Below are 23,940 nucleotides of genomic sequence, written 5' to 3'. Positions count from 1 at the left end.
GTGCGCGTCCCGTTCGCCGGCAGGTTATCGAGACGGGGAGCGGTGAAGCGGCCGACCCGGATGGGTTAGGCTTGGCGGGAAGCATGGCGAGATCGACCGATTGCCCATGCCCGGATCATCCCGGGTTCGCGCATCGCCCGGTCCGTCGGTTACTCTTCTGCGGTTGTCCGGCATTCGCCGGCACGTGTTCGTACGCAATTCCCATTCGTCTTTGGAGTGTTCCCGTGGCTGCCAACTGCGACGTCTGCGGCAAGGGGCCGGGCTTCGGCAACAGCATTTCGCACTCTCACCGCCGGACGCCCCGTCGCTGGAACCCCAACATCCAGACGGTGCGTGCGAAGGTCGGTGCCACGCCGAAGCGCCTCAACGTCTGCACCTCGTGCATCAAGGCGGGCAAGGTTTCCCGCTAGTCGCGCGACTGCTCGACTTCTCGAAGGGCCGGTTCACCCCTGGGTGGACCGGCCCTTCGGCATGTCCGGGGCGGGTGCGTCGGTACGGGCCCGGGGCGCGTGTGCCCGGGCCCGTCCGTCGCTCAGAACCCGTCGCGCCACCGCCAGGCGTGGTCCACCGGACCGATGCCCTCGCCGAGCGGGAAGCCGGCCCGGATCGCGCCGGTGACGTACTCCTTCGCGGCGGCCACCGCGTCCGGCACGGTGTCGCCGAGCGCGAGCCGCGAGGCGATCGCGCTCGCGAGCGTGCAGCCGGTGCCGTGGGTGTGCCGGTTGTCGTAGCGCGGGCTGGTGAACCACCGCTCCTCGGTGCCGTCGAAGAGCAGGTCCGCGGCCTCGCCCTCCAGGTGGCCGCCCTTGACCAGGACCCAGCTCGGGCCGAAGCCGAGCATCGCCTCGGCCGCGCCGCGCATGTCGGCGCGCTCGCGCACCTTGTGGCCGGTCAGCAACTCGACCTCGTACAGGTTGGGGGTGACCAGCGTGGACACCGGAAGCAGCCGGGTGCGCAGGGTCTCCAGCGCGTCGTTGGCGAGCAGCGTGTCGCCGTGCTTGGACGAGGCCACCGGGTCGACCACCACCGGCGCCCGTACGTCGCCCAGCAATTCGGCGACCACCGCCACCAGGTTCGGCGACGCGAGCATCCCGGTCTTGATCGCCTGCACGCCGATGTCGTCCACCACGCTGCGGAACTGGGCCCGCACCGCCTCGGCCGGCAGTTCCCAGTAGCCCTGGACGCCGAGCGAGTTCTGCGCGGTCACCGCGGCGATCACGCTCATCCCGTGCACGCCGTGGGCCAGCATCGTCTTCAGGTCGGCCTGGATCCCGGCGCCGCCGCCGGAGTCGGAGCCGGCCACCGTCAGCACACGCGGAGGAGTCTGCACCATGCCGTGCAGCCTATCCGCGCCCGTTTCGGGCCCACTTTCCCGCCCCCGACGGGCCCGACCGACCTTCGACCCGACGTCCCTCAGCCCCGGTCGAAGTGATCCCACCCGCCGGCGACGTCGGGGTCGCGCCCGTCCACGGTGACCCCCGTACCCGCGTGCACCCGGCCGATCACCCGCCAGCGCGCCGGCAGCGCGGTGCCCGCTGGGAAGGTGGCCGCGAGCGCGTGGTCCTCACCGCCCGTGAGCACCCAGTTGAGCGGATCGGCGCCGAGCGCACGCGCCACGTCGCGCATCTGCGCCGGTACGTCCAGCCGGCCGGACAGCACGTCGACGCGCACCCCGGACGCGCGCGAGACGTGTCCCAGGTCGGCGAGGAGCCCGTCGCTGACGTCGATCATCGAGGTCGCGCCCAGGACCGCCGCGCCGGGCCCGGCGTCGTAGGGCGGCTCGGGCCGGCGGTGCGCCTCCACGAACGCGCGCGGCGCGCGGTGCCCGTGGCCCAGGATCGCCAGCCCCGCCGCCGACCAGCCCAGCCAGCCCGCGACCGCGACCACGTCGCCCGGCCGGGCCCCCGAGCGCACGACCGGGGCGCGCCCCTGGAGGTCGCCGAGCGCGGTCACCGCGACCGTGACCGTGTCGCCGCCGACCACGTCGCCGCCCGCCACGCCCGCGCCGACCACCGCGCACTCGTCGCGCAGGCCGTCGTACAGTTCCAGCGCCCATCCGGTGGGCAGGTCCGGCGGTCCGCACAGCCCGATCAGCAGCGCGGTCGGCACCGCGCCCATCGCCGCGACGTCCGCCAGGTTCTGCGCGGCGGCCTTGCGGCCCACGTCGTACGCGGTCGACCAGTCGCGCCGAAAGTGCCGACCCTCGACGAGCAGGTCCATGGTGGCCACCACCCGACCGTCGGCGGCGGTGACCACCGCGGCGTCGTCGCCCGGCCCCAGGGACACGTGCGGCCCCGTCGGCACGCGCGCGACCAGCGCCCCGATCAGGCCGAACTCGCCGAGATCGCCCAGCGTCCCGCTCATCGCCGCTCTCCTGCCATGCCCATCAGCCCTGATCCGCCTCGTCGACCATGTTTGTTCGGGGTGTTCGTTCGGGATTGCCCGTACGGGACGCCGGTTCGGGAACCGTCGCCCGTGATGCATCGGCTCCCGCTGTGGTCGCCGAGCCCCGCCGGGCCGACAATGGTCGCAGCAGCGGGGGTCCCGTCAAGATCCCATCATCCTGCGCGCCGGGAGGCCGTGGTGGTACAGGCATACATCCTGATCCAGACCGAGGTCGGCCGTTCGGCGTCGGTGGCCAGAGCCGTCGCCGCACTGCCGGGGGTGACCCGGGCCGACGACGTCACGGGCCCCTACGACGTGATCGTGCGGGCCGAGGCCACCGACGTGGACCAGTTGGGTCGCCTGGTGGTCGCCGAGGTGCAGCGCATCGACGGCATCACCCGCACCCTGACCTGTCCGGTGGTCAATCTGGGCTGACCCGGCGACGGAGTGCCGCACCCGACGCGCCTAGGATCGAGGGCGTGCGCTCTTCCCGTGTTCTGGCATGCCTGTTTCCGGTCCTCGTACTGACCGCGACGGGGTGCGCCGACGGATCGGGGCGGGTCGACGTGACCGCGCCGACGCCGGCGCCGGGGGCGGCGACCGAGGCGTGCCGGGCCCTGCACGACGCGCTGCCGAGCAGGGTGATGGACGCCGGGCCGCGCGAGGTCTCGCCGAAGTCCCCGCTGACCGCCGCGTGGGGCGATCCGGCGATCGTGTTGCGCTGCGGGGTGGGGTTGCCCGCGTCGATGCGGGTGATCGACCCGACCAAGGTGAACTCGGAGCCCGCCGACTCGGTCGAGGTGAACGGCGTGACGTGGGCGTTCTCGAAGTACGCCGGCGGAGTGCGCTTCACCACCGTCTACCGTCGGGCCAACGTCGAGGTGTCGGTGCCGGAGAAGTTCGCCGAGCCGGCCGCGCCGCTGGCCGACGTCGCGGACGCGGTCAGCCGCGCGGTGCCGGTCACGCTGGACCTGTCGGAGCGGTGAGCGGCGACCGAACGATCGGCCGCCGCACACGTGGCTAGCGCAGCAGCGAGTTGGGGCGGCGCAGTGCCGCCGAGATCAGCCGGTCGATCAGCTCGGGGTAGTCCACGCCGGTGGCCTGCCACACGCTCGGGTACATCGACACCGGCGTGAAGCCCGGCATCGTGTTCACCTCGTTGATCACGAACTGGCCGTTCTCCAGCAGGAAGAAGTCCACCCGGGCCAGGCCCTCGCAGGACAGCGCCTCGAAGGCGGCGATCGCGAGTCGCTGCACCTCGGCGGTCTGCTCCTTGCTCAGCGCCGCCGGCACGTCCAACTCGGTGCCGTTGTCGGGCAGGTACTTGGCCGCGAAGTCGTAGAACTCACGACCGCCGCCGACCCGGATCTCGGCGGGCACGCTCGCCCGCGGCCCGTCCTCGAACTCCAGTACGCCGCACTCGATCTCACGGCCCGTCAGCATGCCCTCGACGATCACCTTGGGGTCGTGCCGGCGGGCCTCCTCGATCGCCGCGTCCAGGTCCTCGATCCGGTGCACCTTGGTGATGCCCATGCTGGAGCCGGCCCGGGCGGGCTTGACGAACACCGGGAAGCCCAGCGAGGACACCGCCTCGCGCACGGCGGCCGGGTCGCGCTCCCATTCCCGGGGACGGACCGTGGCGTACGGACCCGAGGGCAGGCCGAAGCCGGCGAACAGGGCCTTCATGTATTCCTTGTCCATGCTCGCCGCGCTGGCCAGCACACCCGACCCGACATAGGGCACCTGGGCCAGTTCCAGGAAGCCCTGGAACGTGCCGTCCTCGCCGTAGGGGCCGTGCAGGAGCGGGAAGACCACGTCGATCTCGCCCAGCAGCTTGGGCAGCATGCCGGGTTCGAGCACGGTGATCTCGCGCGCCGTGGGGTCGGCGGCCAGGATCAGCGGCGCGCTGGACTCCGCGACGTCGGCGACCTCGGGCAACCGGTCGCCCTGGATCGCCAGTCGGGCCGGATCGTCCCCGACGAGCATCCAGCGCCCGTCGGTACCGATCCCGATCGGCAACACGTCGTACTTGGAGCGGTCGATCGCGGCCAGCACACTCCCTGCGGTGACGCAGGAGACCGCGTGCTCGGAGCTGCGGCCGCCGAAGACGACCGCGACGCGGGGGCGCGAGGAGAAGTGGGGGGTGCCCGAAAGGTCGTTCATGGTCGAACAACCCTATCCCGGAGCGCGTTCGAGTGCAGGAACGGCCCGCCGGGACGCCGCCGACCGGACCGCGGCGAGGACGCCCCGACCCGGTCGACGCCCGGCACGGGCGGGTCGACCGGGTCGGAGCGCCGAGACACCGACCGGCCGCTCCCCGGCGCGGCCGGCACCGCGCGGAGTACGGCTACCGCTCGGGCTTGGCGGAGCGGGAGAGCAGGGCCATGCCGACGGTCGGGGGTTTGCCGCCGTGCATGATCGACACGACCACGTCGGTGATCGGCATCTCGACGCCGTACCGACGGGCCAACATCTGCACCGATTCACACGACTTGAAGCCCTCGGCGATCTGGCGGCTGTCCCGGACCGCCTCCTCGATCGGCGTGCCGCGGCCGATCTTCTCGCCGAAGGTGCGGTTGCGCGACAGCGGCGAGGTACAGGTCGCCACCAGGTCGCCGAGGCCGGCCAGGCCCGCGAAGGTGTGCGCGTCCGCGCCCATCGCCGCGCCCAGGCGGGCGGTCTCGGCCAGACCGCGGGTGATCAGCGTCGCCTTGGTGTTGTCGCCCATGCCCATGCCGTCGGCCATCCCGACGGCGAGCGCGATCACGTTCTTGACCGCGCCGCCGAGTTCGCAGCCGACCACGTCGGTGTTGGTGTACGGGCGGAAGTAGGACGTGTGACACGCCTCCTGAAGTCGCCGGGCGACCTCTTCGTCGGTGCACGCGACCACGCTCGCGGCGGGCTGGCGCTGGGCGATCTCCATCGCCAGGTTGGGGCCGCTGACCACCGCGATCCGGCCCTCGGGCACGCCCGCGACCTCGCGGATCACCTCGCTCATCCGGTTCGCGGTACCCAGTTCGACGCCCTTCATCAGGCTGACCAGGATCGCGTCGTCGGACAACATCGGCGCCCACGCGGTGAGGTTGCCGCGCAGGGTCTGCGACGGCACCGCCAACACCACGAACTCCGCGCCCTCGGCGGCCTTGGCGGGATCGGTGGTGGCCTCGATCCCGACCGGCAGCGCGATGCCGGGGAGGTACTCCTCGTTCTCGTGCCGCGCGTTGATCGCGTCGGCCTGCTCCGGGCGCCGCCCCCACATCACCACGTCGCACCCCGCCTCGGCGAGCACGACCGAGAAGGCGGTCCCCCAGGACCCCATGCCGAATACCGCGCACCGCGTCATGCGCGACCGCCCCGGGCGCCGTCGGTGTCGATGCCGTCGGCCTCGGTGGGCTTGGCACCCGTGGACCCGGCATCCGACGGCTCGGCCTCGGCGGCCTCGGCGGCCGTCGGCTCGACGCCGGCGCCCTCGACCGCGCTCCTGCGGCCCGACCCCCGGCGCACGCCGGCGTTCGGCGGGGCCGGTTCGTCCCGCAGTTCGACCAGCAGTTCGGTGATCGACTCCATGATCCGGTCGGTCGCCCCGCGCAGCACCTCGGCGGTCAACTCGCGCCCCCGGAACTCGTCCAGGTCGACCGGCGGACCGGCCAGCACGTGCATGGTCTTGCGCGGCAACAACCGGGGTCGCTTCGTGTACGGCGGCAACAACTCGTGCGCGCCCCACTGCGCGACCGGGATCACCGGCGCACCGGTGGTCAGCGCGATCCGGGCCGCGCCGGTCTTGCCGAGCATCGGCCACAACGTCTTGTCCCGGGTGATCGTGCCCTCCGGGTAGACCGCGACGCACTCGCCCTTCTCGACCGCCTCCACGGCCGCGCGGAACGCGAGCGCGGCGTCGGCGGAGTCCCGGTACACCGGGATCTGCCCGGCGCCGGCCAGCACCCGCCCGACGAACGGAATCTTGAACAGGCCGGACTTGGCCAAAAAGCGCGGCACTCGGCCGGTGTCGTACTGGAAATGCGCGTAGGTCAGCGGGTCGACATAGGAGATGTGGTTCACCGCCGTGACGAACCCGCCCGACGTCGGGATGTTCTCGGTGCCCCGCCAGTCGCGTTTGGTGAACAGCAACAGCAGGGGCTTGACCACCACGACCGCCAGGCGGTACCAGAAACCGATCCTTCGGCGGGCCACCGGCGTTCCTCCCGTTCATGTGGTTCGAATTCGTACGTGTGTCGGCGCGGACGCACACCGCGATGTTCCGCGGCCGTGTCGCTCCTCACACCATCGACGTTCCCCGCGTGCGGCGTGGAACATCGATGCTGGCGGAACATCGATGCTGTACGGGCGGACCCCATAGTTTCCCCTGGGCCTTCCGCATTGTCGAGAAACGTCCTCGTCGACCGATGAGGATATGGGCTTACGGTACGGATGCGAGGATCTTGCCGATGTCCCCCGCCACGGGTTCCACCGCCCCGCGCCGCGCCGCGGGCCGCGGCGACCGCGTCCGCCCCGCCCCGCCCCGATGGCGGCTCGTGGTGCCGGTGAAGCCGCTGTCGATCGCCAAGAGTCGCCTCGCCGGCGCGATCGGTCCCGGCCATCGCCCCGAACTCGCCCTCGCCTTCGCACTCGATACCGTCCGCACCGCGCTGACCTGCGACCGGGTGCACGGGGTGCTCGTGGTCACCGACGACGCCCGGGTCGCCGCGGCGATCCGGGGGCTGGGCGCCGACGTCGTGGCCGATGTCGGCGGCGGGCTGAACGCCGCGCTCGCGCACGGTGCCCGGATCGCCGGCGCGGCCCGACCGCGCACCGGCGTCGCGGCACTGTCCGCCGACCTCCCGGCGTTGCGGGCCGAGGAGTTGGATCGGGTGCTGGCCGCCGCGACGGGTGTGCGGCGGGCCTTCCTGGCGGACGCGGCGGGAGTGGGCACCACGCTGCTCGCGGCCGCGCCCGGGGTGGCGTTGGCGCCGGGCTTCGGCGGCCCCTCGCGGGCCCGCCACCTGGCCTCGGGTGCGATCGAACTCACGCCCTACGACGTGGATTCGGTGCGCCGGGACGTGGACACCGGCGAGGATCTGCGGACCGCGATCGGGCTCGGGGTCGGCGCGGCCACCGCCGCGGTGCTCCCGTCCGTGCCGTTTCTGCCGCGTGCGGCCGCCTCCTGACGCCGCGTCGGTTCCGCGGCGGTCCGGACGCCGGTGACAATGGGGTCATGCAGGGCACCGTGTACACCTTCGAGACCGACTCGCGTGAGGGCGTCGTGCTGCTCGACGACGGCTCTCCCGTGCCCTTCGACGCGGCGGCGTTCGACGCCGGCGGGATGCGCTTCCTGCGCCCCGGCCAGCGGGTTCGGATGACCCTGGACCCGGCGGGCGATCGGGTGGTGCTGGTGACGTTGTACACACTGCCGGATCCGCCGCGCTGACCTCGCCGGCCGCACCGCCCGCGACCCGCGCCGACGGACCGGGCCACGATCGGACATACGGCGACGGGCCGGAACCCCGGGGTGGGGATTCCGGCCCGTCGCCGTCGTACGGCTACCGCCGACTCGCGAAGTCCGTCGCGTCAGGCCTTCTTGGCCGCGCGCTTGGTCGCGGGCTTCTTGGCCGCGGGCGCCTTGGCGGCGGCGGGCTTGGCCGCGGCCGGCTTGGCGGTCGCGGCCTTCGGCGCGGCCTTGGTCGCCTTCGCCTTGGTCGTCGGAGCCTTGGCCGCGGCCGGGGTGCTCTTGACGGCCTTGGTGGTGGTGGCCTTGGTGGTGGTCGCGGCCTTGGCGGTGACCTTCTTCGCGGCGGCCGGCTTGGTCGCCGCCTTGGTCGAGGGCGCCTTGGTCGCGGGCGCCTTGGTCGCCTTCTTGGCGGCGGGCTTCGCGGTCGCCGTGGTCTTGGCCGCGGCCGCGGTCTTGCGCGTGGTGGCGGCCGGGGTCTTGACCGCGGCGGCGCGCGAGGTCGCCGGCTTCGCCGACGCCTTGGTCGTCGCGGTGGTCTTGCGGGTGGTCGCCTTCGCGGCGGGCGCCGCGGCGTCCGTCGCGACCACGCGCGGAGTGGGGCTGCTCTTGGCGGCCGCGCTCTTCACGTTGGGCTTCGGGAGCTTCTTCGTCCCGCTGGTGTAGTCCTTGAAGCCCTGGCCCGCGCGGAAGCGCGGCACCGAGGTCTTCTTGACGCGCACCCGCTCACCGGTCTGCGGGTTGCGGGCGTATCGAGCCGGACGGTCCACCTTCTCGAACGAGCCGAAGCCCGTGATGGACACCCGGTCTCCCGCCGTCACCGCACGAACGATGGTGTCGAGGACGGCATCGACTGCCTCTGCGGCGGCCTTGCGGCCACCCAGTCGGTCAGCGACCGCCTCGACGAGCTGCGCCTTGTTCACGTCTTCCCCTTCGGAAACCGATGCCGGGACAGTTCAGCCGGCATTGGGCACGCTAAGCATCCAAAAGTGCCGAAGCAATTACCGAACGGGCGAATCACCCTTGTGTCGCAACGGATTCAGGCTTCGGCGGTGTCCCGCGAACTCGCGGGCCCCGCGTCCAACTCGTCCATCAACTTGGTCAGTCGCCGGTCGGCGTCCGCCAAATCATGCTTTGCCGCGTCGGTGATGACCAACAAGCGGCGTATTAGCGCCACTTTCGCCTCGTTCGGTAGTCGGAGCCTACGCACCCGGGCGTGGGCGACCTTCAACCGGGTGGCCAGTTCGGCGAAGAGTTCCACTTCTTCGAACTCGTTCACGTGTCGGCCTTGGTGCTCCACACCGCAATTGTGACAGCTCATCCGGCTATGGGCACAACGGGGCGGCCATTGGGGCGAACCCCGAACACGCGAACGGCGGGACGCGACCGCGTCCCGCCGTTCATTTTCGGCCGATCGGCCTACTGCGCAAGGGAGTTCGTGATCAGCCCACCGGCTGGGTGCGCGGCAGCCAACCGGGCCGGTCCGCCTCGAACGAGGTGATGTCGTCTTCGTGACGCAGGGTCAGACCGATGTCGTCCAGCCCCTCCAGGAGGCGCCAGCGGGTGTAGTCGTCGATCTCGAAGTCGGCGACGAGCTCGCCCGCGCGCACCTGACGACCCACCAGATCGACGGTGATCTCGGCGGTCGGGTCCGCCTCGGTCAGCGCCCACAGGCGTTCGACGGTCTCCTGCGGCAGCACCACGGTCAGCAGCCCGCCCTTTTGCGAGTTGCCGCGGAAGATGTCCGCGAAGCGCGCCGAGATCACCGCCTTGAACCCGTAGTTCTGCAGCGCCCATACGGCGTGCTCCCGGGAGGACCCGGTGCCGAAGTCGGGACCGGCCACCAAAACCGTGGCACCGGCGCGCTCGGGGCGGTTGAGTACGAACTCCGGGTTCTTGCGCCAGGCTTCGAACAGACCGTCCTCGAAACCGTCGCGGGTGACCTTCTTGAGCCAGTGCGCGGGGATGATCTGGTCGGTGTCCACGTTGCTCTCGCGCAGCGGGACGGCCGTTCCGGTGTGGGTGGTGAAGGCTTCCATGGCTCAGACTCCTGCGGTGCTCAGGTCGGCGGGGGCGGCCAGGTGGCCCAGCACGGCGGTCGCGGCCGCGACCTGCGGCGAGACCAGGTGGGTACGGCCGCCCTTGCCCTGCCGTCCCTCGAAGTTGCGGTTGGACGTGGACGCGCTGCGCTCGCCGGGGGCGAGTTGGTCGGGGTTCATGCCCAGGCACATCGAGCAGCCCGCGTAGCGCCACTCGGCGCCGAACTCGGTGAACACCTTGTCCAGGCCCTCGGAAACGGCCTGGAGCGAGACCCGCACCGAGCCGGGAACGACCAGCATCCGCACACCGTCGGCGACCTTGCGGCCCTTGACGATGTCGGCCACCTCGCGCAGGTCCTCGATCCGGCCGTTGGTGCACGAGCCGACGAAGACCGTGTCCACCGCGATGTCGCGCAGTTTCTGGCCCGCCGTCAGACCCATGTACGCGATGGCCTTCTCGGCCGCCGCGCGCTCGACCGGGTCCACGATCGCGACCGGGTCCGGCACCGACTCGGCCAGCGGCGCGCCCTGGCCGGGGTTGGTCCCCCAGGTGACGAACGGCGAGAGTTCGGCGGCGTCGATCACCACTTCCTTGTCGAACACCGCGTCCTCGTCGGTGACCAGGCTCCGCCAGTGCGCGACGGCGGTGTCCCAGTCGGCGCCCCGCGGCGCGTGCGGGCGGCCGTCCAGGTACGCGAACGTGGTCTCGTCCGGGGCGATCATGCCCGCCCGCGCGCCGGCCTCGATCGACATGTTGCACACGGTCATCCGGCCCTCCATCGAGAGGTCGCGGATCGCCTGGCCGCGATACTCGATGACGTAGCCCTGACCGCCGCCGGTGCCGATCCGCGCGATCACCGCGAGGATCAGGTCCTTGGCGCCGACGCCCTCGGGCAGCGCGCCCTCGACCGTCACCGCCATCGTCTTGAACGGCGCCATCGGCAGCGTCTGGGTGGCCAGCACGTGCTCGACCTGGCTGGTGCCGATGCCGAACGCCAGTGCGCCGAACGCGCCGTGGGTCGCGGTGTGGCTGTCGCCGCAGACCACGGTCGTACCCGGCTGGGTCAGCCCGAGCTGCGGGCCGACCACGTGCACGATGCCCTGTTCCACGTCGCCCAGCGAGTGGATCCGGACCCCGAACTCGGCGGCGTTCTTGCGCAGCGTCTCGATCTGGGCGCGCGAGACCGGGTCCGCGATGGGTTTGTCGACGTCGAGCGTCGGCGTGTTGTGGTCCTCGGTCGCGATCGTGAGATCGGTGCGCCGGACCGGACGACCGGCCTGACGCAGACCGTCGAACGCCTGCGGACTGGTCACCTCGTGCAGCAGGTGCAGGTCGATGTAGAGCAGGTCCGGCTCGCCCTCCGCGCGACGCACCACGTGTGCGTCCCAGACCTTCTCCGCGAGTGTCCGTCCCATCGCTGTCCCTCCGGCCGGCGCCATTGCCGGCGCTGTGTGTCCCTCGTGTCGCGCGGGTGCGGCTGATTCCGTATCCGCGATCGACGCCCTGACGCGTGCCCACGTCCCGACGCTTCCCGGCTGTTCTCCGGTGGTCGGCTCGGCGCGTTGCGCCACTGTGCCGGCACCGGGGCCGAGCGCGGACTTGCGTCTCGTAATCCGAGACGGCAATATCAAGGCATGGACAACTCTAGCGGAGTCGGCGTTCTCGACAAGGCCGCTGTCGTGCTGGCCGCGCTCGAAGCCGGTCCCGCCACGCTCGCGGGACTCGTCGCCATAACCGGTCTTGCCCGGCCCACGGCGCATCGACTCGCGGTCGCCTTGGAGCACCACCGTCTGGTCGCCCGCGACATGCAGGGCCGCTTCGTGCTCGGCCCGCGACTGGCCGAGCTGGCCGCCGCGGCCGGCGAGGACCGGCTGCTGGCCGCCGCGCACCCGGTGCTCGCGCACATGCGCGACATCACGGGCGAGAGCGCGCAGCTCTACCGACGCCAGGGCGACATGCGCGTGTGCGTGGCCGCGGCCGAGCGGCTCTCCGGCCTGCGCGACACCGTCCCCGTCGGCAGCACGCTGCCGATGAAGGCCGGTTCGGCGGCGCAGTGCCTGCTCGCCTGGGAGGAGCCGGAGCGGCTGCACCGGGGCCTGCAGGGCGCGCGGTTCACCGCCACCACGCTCTCCGGTGTGCGGCGCCGCGGCTGGGCGCAGAGCATCGGCGAACGCGAGCCGGGCGTCGCGTCCGTCTCCGCCGCCGTGCGCGGCCCCAGCAACCGCGTGGTGGCCGCCGTGTCCGTCTCCGGTCCGATCGAGCGGCTGACCCGGCACCCCGGGCGGCTGCACGCGCAGGCCGTGATGGAGGCCGCCGCCAAGCTGTCCGACGCACTGCGCCGGGCCCAGGTGGAGGTCTGACGCCCGTCCGCCCCGGACGCCGCCGGGCGTCCGGGCCACCACCGCCGGCGCGATCCCCCGACGCGGCCCGCGCACCCGACCACCCACGCGTCTCCCGCGTCGCCGCCCACATCGGCACCCGCGCCCGGGAAAACGAAGAAGACCTCCCGCGACTGCGAGAGGTCTTCTTCTTCGAGGTAGCCCCGACGGGATTCGAACCCGCGCTACCGCCTTGAGAGGGCGGCGTGCTAGGCCACTACACAACGGGGCCTCGTATTGCCGGTGTTGCTCCGGGCCGCCGAGGCGACACGGTGACGATCTGGTAGCCCCGACGGGATTCGAACCCGCGCTACCGCCTTGAGAGGGCGGCGTGCTAGGCCACTACACAACGGGGCCAGATCGCAATCATCAACTCTTACCAGCGACATCGCCCGAAGGCGATGCGGCTGGGGTACCAGGACTCGAACCTAGACTAACGGAACCAGAAACCGTCGGGCTGCCAATTACCCCATACCCCAATGCTCGGTCCTTCGCATTACCCGGGGGCTTTTGCGAGGACTTCGCTCCGTGCCGCTCCCTTGCGGGGCGGCACGAGAAGAACTTTACCCGATGAGGCGCGCGTGACCAAAACGGGTTACCGACCCCCCGTTCGAACCACCACAAGTCCGGCCGGCCCGCCCACGACGTGCCCGGACGACCCGTTCAGCCGCGCTTGACCACGGTGTTCGTGAGTGTGCCGACGCCACCCACGGTGACCGAGACCCGGTCGCCCACGTGCAGCGGTCCGACCCCCGCCGGTGTGCCGGTCAGCAGCACGTCGCCGGGCAGCAGCGTCATCGCCTGGGTGACGTGCACGATCAACTCGGCGACGGTGCGGATCATCTGCCCGGTGCCGCCGGCCTGGCGCACCTCGCCGTTGACCGTGCACGCCACGGTCAACCCCTCGCCGTCGGTGACCTGGTCGAGCGTGATGTCGGTCTCCACCCACGGGCCCAGCGGGCAGAAGGTGTCCATGCCCTTGGCCCGGCCCCACTGGCCCTCGGTGCGCTGCAGGTCGCGCGCGGTCACGTCGTTGGCGCAGGTGAAGCCGAAGATCACCTCGGCCACCCGCTCGGCGGGCACGTCGCGGCACATCCGGCCGATCACCACGGCCAGTTCGGCCTCGTGGTGCACCTCGTCGGAGATCTGCGGGTACGCGATGCCGTCGCCGTGTCCGATCACGGACGTGGACGGCTTGAGGAAGGTGATCGGCGCGTCCGGGAGCGCGCTTCCCATCTCGGCGGCGTGCGCGGCGTAGTTCTTGCCGATCGCCACCACCTTGCTGGGCAGCACCGGCGCGAGCAGGCGTACCGAGGACAGCGCGTGTTGCGCGCCCGTGGGCCGCAGTTCGCCGAAGGGGTGGCCCGCGAGGGCGTGCACGACCAGCGACTCGGGTCGGTCGGCGTCGCCGGTCACCACCCCGAAGGAGACGGAATCGTCGGTGGAGAACCTGGCGATGCGCACGATGGGGTCACCCTTGCCGGAGAGTCACGAACGAGACGTGCCCAAGGCTACGCGGGCCCGACCCGGCTCGGCGTCGCGCCGCGACGGGTGCGGGGGCGACGGGTGTGACCGGTACGAAGGGCGCGAGGGGTGTGACGAGTGCGGCCGGCGGTGGATCCGGGTCGGCGGCGGCTCAGACCGAGGCGGCGGCGTCGACCGGGGCGTCCATCAGGTTCGTCCGCCGGGGGTTCGCGGTGCGCACCTCGGCGATGACCGACTGCGCGGCCTCTGCCGTGCGCTGACGCGGCAGCACCGCGTCGACCTGCGTACGCCTGGGGTTGGCCGTGCTGGGGCGGTGCGTGCTGATGGTGTCCACGGTTCCCGGTTCTCGCTCGTTCTCGTCCACAGATGCGCGCGGGGTGCGATGTCGTGCACCCTGTGCGGTCTTGCCCGCCAAGATTACCCGTGGTTACGTCGGGGGTGGTCACGGGTCACCCACGGCTGCTGCTTACCGACCGCACATCACGGTTTACACCAGGTGTTCGAGCCGGCACATCAATATGTGATTTTCACCTCCCCGGAACCTCGACAAACGTATGGCATTTTGCCCCTGATCGTCCGTTAATACCGGTCGATTACCACCCGAAACGGCTTAACTGCCGAGATCGGGTTGAATCATGGTTTGTCAGGACCCCGCTATCTTGTTGCGGCCCCGTGGCTGTGCTGAAATGCCTGCGACCACGGGGGTGGTTCCCAACAAGCGGAGTTCCTTCACCTTGTCGCGCGAGCGCGACGGAGGTGCCCTGGGAAGAACGCGAATCCAGGGATTTACGCGCACACGAGCCTCGCCTTACCGGCGGGTCTAACGACTGGTCACAAGAGGTTGCGACGCTAGTGCAGGGACGTCGGAAGAAGCAGCACGACTCCGCAGGGGCCCCGGCCACGGCCGGCCCCGCCACGCCGGAGGTGCGAGCCCCGCAGCAAGCCAGCGGACCCCAGGACGCCAACGAGACCCCCGACCCCGTCGGGGATTCCATAGCCGGCGCCGGGGCAGCCCGGCCCGCCGGGGCGGCACCGTCCCGGCTCAAGTTGCTGTTCTCGATCGGGAACTGGCGCATCCGTACCCGGATCACCGCGCTGCTCCTGCTCCCGGTCGTGGTCGCCGCGTTGCTCGGCGGCCTGCGTATCCAGTCGTCGATCGACAAGACGCAAGAGATGGACACGGTGCAAAAGGCATCGGCCATCATCGACCAGGCGTCGACGCTGGCCGCGTGGCTGGAGCAGGAACGCGACCTGCTCGCGCAGGCGAGCGTGGCTCCGCCGGCGGATCTGACGGGCGAGGTGAACAAGGCCAAGAAGACCACCGACGACCAGGTCACCGTCTACAACGCGACCGCCGCGAAGCTGAACACCGACTCGATGCCGGTGCTCGGTGCCACGCTCAAGGACATCGGCCACTCGCTGACGGAGTTGAACCGCACCCGTCAGGACGCCTTCAAGACCAGCACCCGCAGCACGATCGACGCCTACAACAAGATGATCCTGCAGCTGCTGCAGATCAACCAGGAGGCGCCCGAGATCACCCGTGACGCCGACCTGATCCAGGGCGCCCGCGCGCTGGGTTCGTTCGGCGAGGCGAAGGCGTACGCGTCCTCGCAGCGGGCCGCGGTCGTCGCGTACGCGCTCAAGCCGAACGACCTCCCGCTGGAGGCGGGCGAGACGCTCGCGCGGCTGAACGAGGGCGAGCAGAACGCGATCCGCGCGTTCACCAGCGTCGCCCCCACCGACTGGAGCGCGCTGTACAAGTCGGGCGTCAGCCGGGACAAGATCACCCTGGTCGAAGAGGCCTTCCAGCAGTTCAAGGGCATGGTCGGCGCCGCGGTGTCCGCTCCCAAGCCCGGCGGCAACGCCAAGCTGGAGAACATCGCCGACTTCAACCAGCAGACCTGGTGGACGCTGTCCACGGACAAGATCGGCGCGCTCGGTCAGGTCGAGGCCCAGCTGGGCAAGAAGCTGATCGCCACCTCAAAGGACCTGCGCGACCAGGCCCGTACCGACGCCCTCGTCAACACGATCCTCGTCGTCGGCGCGCTGTTGATCACCATCCTGCTCGGCGTGATCGTGGCCCGCTCGCTGGTGCGTTCGCTCAACACGCTGCGTCGGTCCGCGCTCGAGGTCGCCGAGGAGCGGCTGCCCGAGACGGTGCGCCGGCTCTCCGAGTCGGACCCCGGCGACGTGGACCTGGCCATCGAGCCGATCGGCGTGTTGTCCCGGGACGAGATCGGCCAGGTGGCGCGCGCGTTCGACGCGGTGCACGCCGAGGCCGTACGACTCGCCGCCGAACAGGCCCTGCTGCGTGGCAACGTCAACTCGATGTTCGTCAACCTCTCGCGCCGCAGCCAGAGCCTGATCCAGCGTCAGCTCGCGCTCATCTCCGACCTGGAGAACCGCGAGGCGGACCCGGACCAGCTGGCCAACCTGTTCAAGCTCGACCACCTCGCCACCCGCATGCGCCGCAACGGTGAGAACCTCCTGGTGCTCGCGGGCGAGGAGCCGGGCCGGCGCTGGACCCGACCGGTTCCGCTGGTCGACGTGCTGCGCGCCGCGGCCTCCGAGGTGGAGCAGTACGAGCGGGTCGAGTTGGGCGCACTGCCCACCACCGACATCGCCGGTCGCGCGGTCAACGACCTCGTGCACCTGCTCGCCGAGTTGCTGGAGAACTCGACCACGTTCTCCAGCCCGCACACCAAGGTCCGCGTCACCGGCCACATCCTTCCCGACGGCCGGGCGCTGATCGAGATCCACGACAACGGCATCGGGCTCACCGGCGACGACCTCGCCGACGCCAACCAGCGGCTGGCCCGTCCGCCGGTGGTGGACGTCTCCATCTCGCGTCGCATGGGTCTGTTCGTGGTCGGCCGACTGGCCACCCGGCACGGCATCCGCGTCCAGCTCCGGCCGGGCGAGGGTGGCGGTACCACCGCGCTGGTCATGCTCCCGATCGAGCTCATCCAGGGCGACCGCCCCGGTGGCGGCGACGGGTGGAGCAAGGGCGGCGACAAGACCGCGGCGGCGGTGTCCGGCTGGAGCGAGGAACTGCCCTCGGCCACGCCCGCCGCGCCCGCCCTGCCCGGTCCCCGGGTGGGCAGCCGGGCGCAGGAGCGCAACCGGCGGCGCGAACTGCCGCAGCGCAGCGCCGAGACGCCGGTACAGCCGATCAACCAGCCGCCCCAGCCGACGCCGGTCGCGGAGGACCGGCCCGCCCAGGCGCCGGTGCAGCAGGAGCCGTCCTACGGCAGCACCCAGTCCTTCGAGGCACCCTCCTTCCAGGACGCCTCCACCGGGCAGGACACGCCGTACCCGGGCACGGTGAACCCGTTCGCGGGCGAGCCGGGCGTACACAGCACCGGCGCGCACCGCGCGCCGAGTTCGCCGCCGCCGGCCACGCCCGGTTCGGACAACCCGTTCGCACCGGTCGGGCCGCCGGCCCGGGACCAGGACACGGGCGCCTTCCCGGCCGCGCCGCCGGCGCCGATGTTCGGCACCGTCGAGGACAACCTCGGCGTCGAGGCGCAGCAGGCGCCGTTCGGCACCGACACCGGGTCCTTCCCGGCCGCGCCGCAGTTCGGCGACGGGAGCGTACGCGCGGGCGACACCTCGCAGTTCGCGTCCCCGTTCGGATACGCGGACGAGCCGCGCCCCGCGGCCGACGTCGACCCGCTCGGATACGAGCAGTCCGGGCAGCCGTTCGGCGGCCCGGGTGCGGAGCTCGCACCGCTGCGGGACGAGCCGCAGCGTCCGACCTGGGGCACCGAGTACGACGAACTCACCCCGGTGGCACCGCTGCCGCCGATCGAGCCCGTCGCGCCGCCGGCCGAGGTGCCGTCCGGCTACGACGCGCCGCGCCGGGAGGAGTTGACCCGTCGCGACGAACTGCCGCAGCGGGCGACCGAGTCCGGGGACGAACTCGGGATGGACACCGGCGACGCGCTGCCCGTGCTGCGCGGTCCGGCGCAGGCGCGTCCCCTGCCGGTGCGGTCGGAGCAGGACGAGCACACCCGGGCCGAGCAGGTCCGCGGCCCGCAGGGTGATGTGCGTCCGACGGTCTCGCCGTTCGAGCCGGCCGGTCCGGGTCGCTCGGAAACCGGTCCGTTCGCGCCCGTCGGTGCGCAGGAAATCGCCGAACAGGTGCCTGCTCCGTCCGAGTTGGACATGAGTGCGCCCCCGAGCACCGGGGACGACGGTAGGCTTCCCATCTTCGACACACTCGAGTCGGACTGGTTCCACCGCCAGGGCAACCGCGGCGGTCGGATGCGTGCCGCGCAGGTCCGTTCCACGCCGCGAGGCGGGGAGCGAGCCGTACCGGCAGGCGAGCAGGCGCTCCCGGATCCGGGTCCGTTGGGCGATCTCGACCGTCGGGTGCCGATGGCGACCAATCCGCCGCAGGCACCGGCCGAGCCGGCACCGGCGTTCGGAGGTGGGCGTCAGCAGCCCGCCACCGACATGTTCGGGACGCCGACGGAGCCGGACGAGGTCGTCGAGCAGTCCGCCGCGGTCTCTCCCGCCGGCGGCCCGCAGGGGCCGCAGTCGGGTTGGTACTCCGCGGGTGACGACGGTTGGCGCGCGGCCGAGGCCGCTCGTGAGCCGTCCTCGGGTGGCACCACCGGAGCGGGCCTGCCCCGACGTGTACCCCGCGCCAACCTGGTGCCGGGCGGCGTCGAGCAGTCCGGCGGGGCTCAGGCCCCGGGTCACACGGGTGCGGGCTCTGCCGCGGCCGGGTCCCGTCGGGAGCCGGGTCGACCGACCGCGCCGAGCGGGCCGGGCCTGTCCCGGTCGCCCGACGAGGTCCGTGGACGGCTGACCAACTTCCGCCGGGGCATCCAGCAGGGTCGCACCGCCGGGGCCGGGGGATCCGCCCCTCGACCTCGTGACGAGAACAACCAGGAGCAGGCATGACTGAGAAGTCGTTGAGCCAGGCCGCGCAGAACCTGAACTGGCTGATCACGAACTTCGTGGACAACACCCCCGGGGTGTCGCACACGGTCGTGGTCTCCGCGGACGGCCTGCTGCTCGCCCTGTCCGAGGGCTTCCCTCGCGACCGGGCCGACCAGCTCGCCGCCGTCGCATCGGGTTTGACCAGCCTGACCCAGGGTGCGTCCCGTATCTTCGAGGGCGGGCACGTCACCCAGACGGTCGTGGAAATGGAACGGGGTTTCCTCTTTATCATGTCGATTTCGGACGGCTCCTCGTTGGCCGTGCTGGCGTCGCCGGAGTGCGACATCGGCCTGATCGGCTACGAGATGGCCCTGCTCGTCGATCGCGCGGGCGCCGTGCTCACGCCGGCGCTGCGCGCCGAACTCCAAGGTGCACTGCCGCGATGACACCTTCGGATATGTCCGATCACGGGGACCAGGAGTTTCACGAGACCCTGGTCCGCCCGTATGCCATGACCGGTGGTCGTACCCGGCCTCGCTATCAGCTCGCGCTGGAGGCCTTGGTCACCACGACACCTCAGGTGGCCAATCCACCCGGCCTGTTGCCCGAGCACCAGCGCATCTGCGCGCTGTGTCGGGAGGTCAAGTCGGTAGCCGAGATCTCGGCTCTGCTCACCATCCCGCTCGGTGTCGCCCGCGTCCTCGTCGCGGATCTCGCCGAAGCCGGCCTGGTGGTCATCCACCAGCCCGGGAACGACCAGGGGCAGCCGGACGTCACGCTGCTCGAAAGGGTGCTCAGTGGACTTCGCAAGCTCTAGCCCGGGCCCGGTCCCCGCCAGGTCCTCCACCACGTCGGCGAAAATCGTCGTCGCCGGCGGATTCGGCGTGGGCAAGACCACGCTCGTCGGTGCCGTCTCGGAGATCGCTCCGCTGCGTACCGAAGCGGTCATGACGTCCGCCAGCGCCGGGGTCGACGACCTGTCGGCGACGCCGGACAAGCAGACCACCACGGTCGCGATGGACTTCGGTCGCATCACGCTGGACGAGGATCTGATCCTGTACCTGTTCGGTACTCCGGGTCAGCACCGATTCTGGTTCATGTGGGACGACCTGGTCCGCGGCGCGATCGGCGCCGTGGTTCTGGTGGACACCCGCCGACTCGCCGATTGTTTCCCCGCGATCGACTACTTCGAGAACAGCGGTCTGCCGTTCATCGTCGCGTTGAACTGCTTCGACGGATTGCAGACCCACCACGCGGAGGATGTCCGCGAGGCATTGCAAATAGGGCCCGACACCCCGATCGTGAGCTGTGACGCACGGCGCCGCGAATCGGCCAAGTCGACCCTGATCACGCTGGTCGAGCATGCTCTGATGGCTCGCCTGCGCTGACCTTCGGTACCTGTTCCACCTGTTTTTTTCGTATCGTGCACCAACACACCTCAGGCGAATCCCATTGCGGGGTTCGCCTGAGGTGTTGTCGCCGTGCGAACGCACGGGGCGGGATTCCCGAGGGTTGTACGGGGAATTCGACAAACGTGTGACAGGACGCGGCGACATGCCCGGCCGAGTCCCCGCCTCGGCTCACGCATTGCTAGGGTCCTCCCATAGCCATCTGTTGCCCAATTGATATCAGAACGTTTTGAGGCGCAGGCCCAACAACGAACCGAGGTGGGGTTCGGTGGACGACAACAGCAGGCGCGCGGCACAAGCGGCCCGCCTTCCGATGGTCGACGGTACGACCGAATCGGGGCTGCCGCGAAGGCCCCCGCAGGCGAACCTGCTGCCGGGCGCGGCGGCCGAGGAGTTCGGCCTCGATCGGGAGCTATCGGTCTCCCGGGAGCCGGAAGAGGTCCGGGGGCGCCTGGAACGCTTCGCCGTCGGACGCGAGTTGGCACGTCTCGAGGAGAGCGAACCGCTGCTGCCGCCGAACCCGATGACCGCGGCCAGTCCGCTGGCCTCCTCCCCCGTGCGCGCGCCCGCCCCGCCGACTCCGCCGCAGCCCCGGGCGACGCCGGCCACTCCCGTGCCGCCCGCCGCTCCGCCCGCCCCGCCCGCTCCGTCCGTGCTGCCGGCCCCGCCGCCGGGGGCCCTGTCGCCGCTGCCGGCGGGTTGGGACGAACCGTGGGGCGACGGGTGGCGTTCGTTCCGCCCCGGCCGCCCCTGACGGTTCATCACATCGGCCGCTACGCGCCGTTCGGACCCTCGGTGTGGTGTACACCGGGGGTCAGGCCCGCCTTGAGCAGTCCGTAGGTGTACGCGTCCTCCAGGGCCTGCCAGGACGCCGCGATCACGTTCTCCGCGACCCCGACGGTGCTCCACTCCTGCTTGCCGTCGGTGGTCTCCACCAGCACACGCGTGATCGCGTCGGTGCCGTGGCGGCCCTCCAGCAGCCGAACCTTGTAGTCCATCAGCTCGAACGTCGCGAGCTGCGGGTAGATGCGCTCCAGGGCCAGCCGCAGCGCGCGGTCGAGCGCGTTCACCGGGCCGTTGCCCTCACCGGTCGCCACGATCCGCTCGCCCTTGGCGTGGAGCTTCACCGTCGCCTCGTTGACCGGGACCCCGTCGCCGCGCTGTTCGCTGATCGCGCGCCACGACTCCAGGGCGAAGAACCGTGCCCGGCCCAGGCTTTCGTCCCGCAGCAGCAGTTCGAACGACGCGTCGGCGGCCTCGTAGGTGTAGCCCGCCGCCTCGCGCTCCTTGACCTGGTTGACCACCCGGCCGACCAGGTCCTTGTCGTCGGAGAGGTCGTAGCCCAGCTCGCGGCCCTTGAGTTCGATCGAGGCGCGGCCGGCCATGTCCGAGATCAGCATGCGCATGTCGTTGCCGACCCGGGCCGGGTCGATGTGCTGGTACAGGTCGGGGTCGACCTTGATCGCGGACGCGTGCAGGCCGGCCTTGTGCGCGAACGCGGACACGCCCACGTAGGGCAGGTGGGTGGAGGGGGCGAGGTTGACCACCTCGGCGATCGCGTGCGAGATCCGGGTCATCTCGCGCAGCTTGCCCTCGGGCAGCACGCGCATGTCCTGCTTGAGTTCGAGGTTGCCGACCACCTGGAACAGGTTGGCGTTGCCGACACGTTCGCCGTAGCCGTTGGCGGTGCACTGGACGTGCGTGGCGCCGCCCTCGACGGCCGCGAGGGTGTTGGCCACCGCGCAGCCCGTGTCGTCCTGCGCGTGGATGCCGAGGCGGGCCCCGGTGCTCGCGTGTACCTCGGTGACGATCTCGCGGACCCCGGTGGGCAACATGCCGCCGTTGGTGTCGCACAGCACGACCACCTCGGCCCCGGCGTCGTGCGCGGCGGCGACCACGCTCAGCGCGTATCGCGGGTTGGCCCGGTAGCCGTCGAAGAAGTGCTCGCAGTCGACGAACACCCGGCGGCCCTGCGCGCACAGGTGCGCGACGGTGTCCCGGACCATCTCCAGGTTCTCGTCGAGCGTGGTGCGCAGCGCGAGCGAGACGTGCTTGTCGTGCGACTTGGCCACCAGGCACACGACCGGCGCGTCGGAGTCCAGCAGGGCCTGCACCTGGGGATCGGCGGCGGCGGTGGTACCGGCCTTGCGGGTCGAGCCGAAGGCGACCAGGACGGCGTTGACCAACCGCAGTTCGTCCTTGGCCCGGCGGAAGAACTCGGTGTCGCGCGGTACCGCGCCGGGCCAGCCGCCCTCGATGAAGCCGACGCCGAAGTCGTCCAGATGGCGGGCCACGGTGAGCTTGTCGGACACCGTGAGGTTGATGCCCTCGCGTTGTGAACCGTCCCGGAGCGTGGTGTCGAAGACGTGGAAGGAGCTCGGGTCGGTCGTCGTGGGGTGCATGGGTTCTCCCATAGGTCAGAAATGGCGGGCCCGCGCGCGGGTGCTCACCGCATGGGTGGCGCGGCAAACAAAAAGACCCCTCGCGGTCGCGAGAGGTCTGCGTGCGGGCGGTGGGCGGTTCGCTCACCCCTTGTGGGGGGATCGGCCCGTTGCCGGCACGCTGCGGCTAATAATGAGCCACTGCTGCATGGTTCATGATTTTGGCATACTCGGCGGCGCGTGGTCGGGCGGTCTCACCATGTGGTCGGTGCGAGCCGCGGATCACCGCGGGGACGGCCCCCGGCCGCGTCCCCGGCTCGTCGGTGCCGGGGGTCGGTCGGAGGCCGCCGTCGTGCCTAGGCGATCGTGTGCGTCCAGCCGTGCACGTCCTCGGCCCGGCCGGTTTGGATGTCGACCAGGGCCTTGCGGAGTTCCATCGTGATCGGGCCCGCCTCGCCCGTGCCGACGGTCCAGCTCGCGGTGCTGGACTTGACCGAGCCGACCGGGGTGATCACCGCGGCGGTGCCGCAGGCGAAGACCTCGGTGAGGGTGCCGTTCGCGTTGCCCTCGCGCCAGTCGTCGACCGAGATCTGCGCCTCCTCGGCGGCGTAGCCGCGGTCGGCGGCCAGCCGCAGGAGCGAGTCGCGGGTGATGCCGGGCAGCAGCGAGCCGGTCAGGCGCGGGGTGACGATCCGCGCGTCCTCGCCCTCCCCGTACACGAAGTACAGGTTCATCCCGCCCATCTCCTCGATCCAGCGACGCTCCACCGCGTCCAGCCAGACCACCTGGTCACAGCCCTGCTCGATGGCCTGGGCCTGGGCGACCAGGGACGCGGCGTAGTTGCCGGCGCACTTGGCCGCGCCGGTGCCGCCGGGCACCGCGCGCACGTACTCCTGGGAGAGCCAGACCGAGACCGGCTTGACGCCGCCCGCGAAGTAGGGGCCCGCGGGCGAGGCGATGACCACGAACAGGAACTCGTTCGAGGGGCGCACGCCGAGTCCGACCTCGGTGGCGAACATGAAGGGCCGGATGTACAGGCTCTCCTCGGGCTCGCCGGGCACCCAGGCGATGTCCTGGCGGATCAGCGCGTCCACCGCGGCCACGAACAGGTCCTGGGGCAGCTCCGGCATGGCCAGGCGGCGCGCGGAGCGCTGGAAGCGCTCGGCGTTGGCGTAGGGCCGGAAGGTGGCCACGCCGCCGTCGGGGCGGCGGTAGGCCTTGAGCCCTTCGAAGATGGACTGCGCGTAGTGCAGCGTCATGTTCGCGGGGTCGATGTCCAGGGACGCGTAGGGGGTGAGCTGCGCGTCGTACCAACCGCGTCCGGCACTCCACTTGATCGTGACCATGTGCTCGGTGAACACGCGGCCGAAGCCGGGGTTCTCCAGGCGCGTGGCGCGTTCGGTGTCGCTCAGCGGATGCGCGGTGGGCTTGAGGTCGATCGACAGGGATGCCTGGAGGGCGGGCTCCTGTGGGGCGGCAGTCGTCATGGCTGGTTCTCGTCCTTCACCGTGGAGTATGGCGGGGCT

General features: G+C 71.2%; 24 protein-coding genes and 3 tRNA genes. 11 read left to right on the top strand and 16 right to left on the bottom strand.

The window, feature by feature from the left end:
- Positions 1 to 224 precede the first annotated feature (224 nt).
- Positions 225 to 410 carry a 50S ribosomal protein L28 gene (gene rpmB / locus EMA17_RS43860; protein WP_078975273.1) on the top strand — a complete coding sequence of 62 codons (186 nt, stop codon included), beginning with the start codon at positions 225 to 227 and terminating at the stop codon, positions 408 to 410.
- 122 nt (positions 411 to 532) lie between these two features.
- Here the strand turns inward: rpmB and thiD are convergent, their stop codons facing one another.
- Both thiD and EMA17_RS43850 read right to left on the bottom strand, forming a co-directional pair.
- The gene (gene thiD, locus EMA17_RS43855; RefSeq protein ID WP_126642811.1) at positions 533 to 1,333 is read right to left on the bottom strand and encodes a bifunctional hydroxymethylpyrimidine kinase/phosphomethylpyrimidine kinase; all 801 of its coding nucleotides are present in this window, start codon (positions 1,331 to 1,333) and stop codon (positions 533 to 535) included.
- 80 nt (positions 1,334 to 1,413) lie between these two features.
- On the bottom strand, positions 1,414 to 2,364 hold the full coding sequence (locus EMA17_RS43850) for a thiamine-phosphate kinase (protein ID WP_126642810.1): 951 nt from the start codon (positions 2,362 to 2,364) through the stop codon (positions 1,414 to 1,416).
- Between the two features lie 219 nt (positions 2,365 to 2,583).
- Here EMA17_RS43850 and EMA17_RS43845 point away from each other — a divergent pair, with 219 nt between their 5' ends.
- Positions 2,584 to 2,820, top strand: coding sequence for an Lrp/AsnC ligand binding domain-containing protein (locus EMA17_RS43845; RefSeq protein ID WP_126642809.1), 237 nt, complete (start codon positions 2,584 to 2,586; stop codon positions 2,818 to 2,820).
- Between the two features lie 44 nt (positions 2,821 to 2,864).
- Positions 2,865 to 3,371 (top strand): DUF3515 domain-containing protein, encoded by a 507-nt coding sequence (locus EMA17_RS43840; RefSeq protein ID WP_246127282.1) that lies wholly within the window; start codon positions 2,865 to 2,867, stop codon positions 3,369 to 3,371.
- A gap of 34 nt (positions 3,372 to 3,405) precedes the next feature.
- Here EMA17_RS43840 and EMA17_RS43835 read toward each other — a convergent pair whose 3' ends face one another.
- From EMA17_RS43835 to EMA17_RS43825, 3 genes are all read right to left on the bottom strand, one after another.
- On the bottom strand, positions 3,406 to 4,548 hold the full coding sequence (locus EMA17_RS43835) for a D-alanine--D-alanine ligase family protein (protein WP_126642808.1): 1,143 nt from the start codon (positions 4,546 to 4,548) through the stop codon (positions 3,406 to 3,408).
- Between the two features lie 184 nt (positions 4,549 to 4,732).
- Positions 4,733 to 5,728 (bottom strand): NAD(P)H-dependent glycerol-3-phosphate dehydrogenase, encoded by a 996-nt coding sequence (locus EMA17_RS43830; protein ID WP_126642807.1) that lies wholly within the window; start codon positions 5,726 to 5,728, stop codon positions 4,733 to 4,735.
- Positions 5,725 to 6,576 carry a lysophospholipid acyltransferase family protein gene (locus EMA17_RS43825; protein WP_126642806.1) on the bottom strand — a complete coding sequence of 284 codons (852 nt, stop codon included), beginning with the start codon at positions 6,574 to 6,576 and terminating at the stop codon, positions 5,725 to 5,727. Before EMA17_RS43825 ends, EMA17_RS43830 begins: the two co-directional genes overlap by 4 nt.
- 254 nt (positions 6,577 to 6,830) lie before the next feature.
- Here EMA17_RS43825 and cofC point away from each other — a divergent pair, with 254 nt between their 5' ends.
- Both cofC and EMA17_RS43815 read left to right on the top strand, forming a co-directional pair.
- The gene (cofC, locus tag EMA17_RS43820) at positions 6,831 to 7,550 is read left to right on the top strand and encodes a 2-phospho-L-lactate guanylyltransferase (RefSeq protein WP_170222352.1); all 720 of its coding nucleotides are present in this window, start codon (positions 6,831 to 6,833) and stop codon (positions 7,548 to 7,550) included.
- A gap of 47 nt (positions 7,551 to 7,597) precedes the next feature.
- On the top strand, positions 7,598 to 7,810 hold the full coding sequence (locus tag EMA17_RS43815) for a hypothetical protein (RefSeq protein WP_126642805.1): 213 nt from the start codon (positions 7,598 to 7,600) through the stop codon (positions 7,808 to 7,810).
- Positions 7,811 to 7,950: 140 nt separating this feature from the next.
- On the opposite strand, the gene EMA17_RS43810 is transcribed toward EMA17_RS43815, so the two are convergent.
- The 4 genes from EMA17_RS43810 to leuC form a co-directional block, all read right to left on the bottom strand.
- A complete protein-coding gene (locus EMA17_RS43810) occupies positions 7,951 to 8,751 on the bottom strand; it encodes an HU family DNA-binding protein (protein WP_126642804.1) in 801 nt (266 codons plus the stop codon).
- A gap of 116 nt (positions 8,752 to 8,867) precedes the next feature.
- Positions 8,868 to 9,128 (bottom strand): SCO5555 family protein, encoded by a 261-nt coding sequence (locus EMA17_RS43805; protein WP_371863149.1) that lies wholly within the window; start codon positions 9,126 to 9,128, stop codon positions 8,868 to 8,870.
- A 142-nt stretch (positions 9,129 to 9,270) separates the two neighbouring features.
- Complete coding sequence (leuD, locus tag EMA17_RS43800) at positions 9,271 to 9,867, bottom strand: 3-isopropylmalate dehydratase small subunit (RefSeq protein WP_126642803.1); 597 nt, start codon at positions 9,865 to 9,867, stop codon at positions 9,271 to 9,273.
- 3 nt (positions 9,868 to 9,870) lie between these two features.
- Positions 9,871 to 11,283, bottom strand: a complete 1,413-nt coding sequence (gene leuC / locus EMA17_RS43795) for a 3-isopropylmalate dehydratase large subunit (protein ID WP_126642802.1) — start codon at positions 11,281 to 11,283, stop codon at positions 9,871 to 9,873.
- Between the two features lie 219 nt (positions 11,284 to 11,502).
- Between leuC and EMA17_RS43790 the strand changes: the two genes are divergently transcribed.
- Complete coding sequence (locus tag EMA17_RS43790; RefSeq protein WP_026218813.1) at positions 11,503 to 12,228, top strand: IclR family transcriptional regulator; 726 nt, start codon at positions 11,503 to 11,505, stop codon at positions 12,226 to 12,228.
- A 177-nt stretch (positions 12,229 to 12,405) separates the two neighbouring features.
- Here the strand turns inward: EMA17_RS43790 and EMA17_RS43785 are convergent.
- From EMA17_RS43785 to EMA17_RS43765, 5 genes are all read right to left on the bottom strand, one after another.
- Positions 12,406 to 12,478 (bottom strand) — tRNA-Glu (locus EMA17_RS43785).
- Positions 12,479 to 12,527: 49 nt separating this feature from the next.
- A tRNA-Glu gene (locus EMA17_RS43780) sits at positions 12,528 to 12,603 on the bottom strand.
- Between the two features lie 50 nt (positions 12,604 to 12,653).
- Positions 12,654 to 12,725 (bottom strand) — tRNA-Gln (locus EMA17_RS43775).
- 184 nt (positions 12,726 to 12,909) lie between these two features.
- A complete protein-coding gene (locus EMA17_RS43770; RefSeq protein ID WP_126642801.1) occupies positions 12,910 to 13,710 on the bottom strand; it encodes a fumarylacetoacetate hydrolase family protein in 801 nt (266 codons plus the stop codon).
- 172 nt (positions 13,711 to 13,882) lie between these two features.
- Positions 13,883 to 14,065 (bottom strand): hypothetical protein, encoded by a 183-nt coding sequence (locus tag EMA17_RS43765; RefSeq protein ID WP_126642800.1) that lies wholly within the window; start codon positions 14,063 to 14,065, stop codon positions 13,883 to 13,885.
- Positions 14,066 to 14,583: 518 nt separating this feature from the next.
- Between EMA17_RS43765 and EMA17_RS43760 the strand changes: the two genes are divergently transcribed.
- The 5 genes from EMA17_RS43760 (at position 14,584) to EMA17_RS52795 (ending at position 20,787) form a co-directional block, all read left to right on the top strand.
- Positions 14,584 to 18,645: a sensor histidine kinase gene (locus EMA17_RS43760; protein WP_160161784.1), complete on the top strand. Its 4,062-nt coding sequence runs from the start codon at positions 14,584 to 14,586 to the stop codon at positions 18,643 to 18,645.
- Positions 18,642 to 19,070, top strand: coding sequence for a roadblock/LC7 domain-containing protein (locus EMA17_RS43755; protein ID WP_020553297.1), 429 nt, complete (start codon positions 18,642 to 18,644; stop codon positions 19,068 to 19,070). Before EMA17_RS43760 ends, EMA17_RS43755 begins: the two co-directional genes overlap by 4 nt.
- Positions 18,962 to 19,441: a DUF742 domain-containing protein gene (locus tag EMA17_RS43750; RefSeq protein WP_371863148.1), complete on the top strand. Its 480-nt coding sequence runs from the start codon at positions 18,962 to 18,964 to the stop codon at positions 19,439 to 19,441. The genes EMA17_RS43755 and EMA17_RS43750 overlap by 109 nt, the downstream gene beginning before the upstream one ends.
- Entirely contained in the window at positions 19,422 to 20,012 is a 591-nt protein-coding gene (locus EMA17_RS43745) for a GTP-binding protein (RefSeq protein WP_078975288.1), read from the top strand. Before EMA17_RS43750 ends, EMA17_RS43745 begins: the two co-directional genes overlap by 20 nt.
- A gap of 289 nt (positions 20,013 to 20,301) precedes the next feature.
- The gene (locus EMA17_RS52795) at positions 20,302 to 20,787 is read left to right on the top strand and encodes a hypothetical protein (protein ID WP_170222351.1); all 486 of its coding nucleotides are present in this window, start codon (positions 20,302 to 20,304) and stop codon (positions 20,785 to 20,787) included.
- 19 nt (positions 20,788 to 20,806) lie between these two features.
- On the opposite strand, the gene cimA is transcribed toward EMA17_RS52795, so the two are convergent.
- Entirely contained in the window at positions 20,807 to 22,435 is a 1,629-nt protein-coding gene (gene cimA, locus EMA17_RS43735) for a citramalate synthase (RefSeq protein WP_126642798.1), read from the bottom strand.
- 335 nt (positions 22,436 to 22,770) lie between these two features.
- A complete protein-coding gene (locus tag EMA17_RS43730) occupies positions 22,771 to 23,901 on the bottom strand; it encodes a branched-chain amino acid aminotransferase (protein WP_126642797.1) in 1,131 nt (376 codons plus the stop codon).
- Positions 23,902 to 23,940 lie beyond the last annotated feature (39 nt).

Source organism: Embleya hyalina, assembly GCF_003967355.1.
GTDB lineage: Bacteria > Actinomycetota > Actinomycetes > Streptomycetales > Streptomycetaceae > Embleya > Embleya hyalina.
This window is presented reverse-complemented; position numbering and strand designations above follow the sequence as displayed.

Bases quoted from the DNA above. Each gene is read 5' to 3' on its own strand.
- thiD (WP_126642811.1), bottom strand. From the start codon at position 1,333: ATGGTGCAGACTCCTCCGCGTGTGCTGACGGTGGCCGGCTCCGACTCC.
- EMA17_RS43850 (WP_126642810.1), bottom strand. From the start codon at position 2,364: ATGAGCGGGACGCTGGGCGATCTCGGCGAGTTCGGCCTGATCGGGGCG.
- EMA17_RS43835 (WP_126642808.1), bottom strand. From the start codon at position 4,548: ATGAACGACCTTTCGGGCACCCCCCACTTCTCCTCGCGCCCCCGCGTC.
- EMA17_RS43830 (WP_126642807.1), bottom strand. From the start codon at position 5,728: ATGACGCGGTGCGCGGTATTCGGCATGGGGTCCTGGGGGACCGCCTTC.
- cofC (WP_170222352.1), top strand. From the start codon at position 6,831: ATGTCCCCCGCCACGGGTTCCACCGCCCCGCGCCGCGCCGCGGGCCGC.
- EMA17_RS43815 (WP_126642805.1), top strand. From the start codon at position 7,598: ATGCAGGGCACCGTGTACACCTTCGAGACCGACTCGCGTGAGGGCGTC.
- leuD (WP_126642803.1), bottom strand. From the start codon at position 9,867: ATGGAAGCCTTCACCACCCACACCGGAACGGCCGTCCCGCTGCGCGAG.
- leuC (WP_126642802.1), bottom strand. From the start codon at position 11,283: ATGGGACGGACACTCGCGGAGAAGGTCTGGGACGCACACGTGGTGCGT.
- EMA17_RS43790 (WP_026218813.1), top strand. From the start codon at position 11,503: ATGGACAACTCTAGCGGAGTCGGCGTTCTCGACAAGGCCGCTGTCGTG.
- EMA17_RS43755 (WP_020553297.1), top strand. From the start codon at position 18,642: ATGACTGAGAAGTCGTTGAGCCAGGCCGCGCAGAACCTGAACTGGCTG.
- cimA (WP_126642798.1), bottom strand. From the start codon at position 22,435: ATGCACCCCACGACGACCGACCCGAGCTCCTTCCACGTCTTCGACACC.
- EMA17_RS43730 (WP_126642797.1), bottom strand. From the start codon at position 23,901: ATGACGACTGCCGCCCCACAGGAGCCCGCCCTCCAGGCATCCCTGTCG.